Origin of the sequence: Vibrio sp. 10N.261.45.E2 (genome assembly GCF_002875705.1) — a bacterium.
Lineage (GTDB): Bacteria > Pseudomonadota > Gammaproteobacteria > Enterobacterales > Vibrionaceae > Vibrio.
The window spans coordinates 1-209 of record NZ_MCZZ01000067.1; the positions used below are offsets into that span (position 1 = coordinate 1).

1 protein-coding gene is annotated in these 209 nt (G+C 43.1%); it reads right to left on the reverse strand.

The features are described from left to right. Positions 1-209, reverse strand: a 209-nt coding sequence (locus BCT34_RS03625) for a transposase (RefSeq protein WP_198594884.1), incomplete at both ends; no start/stop codon positions are given.

The window sequence follows — 209 nt, forward strand, 5'->3', positions numbered from 1 at the left end:
ATCCCACTCTCTTGCACTTGTTCCCACCACGCATCCCAGAGCCCCTTAGCGTGCCCTTCTGATTCACAATACCAAAGCTCTTTGAGTTGTGCTCCGAGTATATAAGTGGTCATTAAGTCCTTATTGATATTCAATATTTCAGTAAGATAGCTATCTTGGCGTGTATTTAAGTTGCCTCTATTTTTCAGAAGTACCCAGCGTGAACGCTT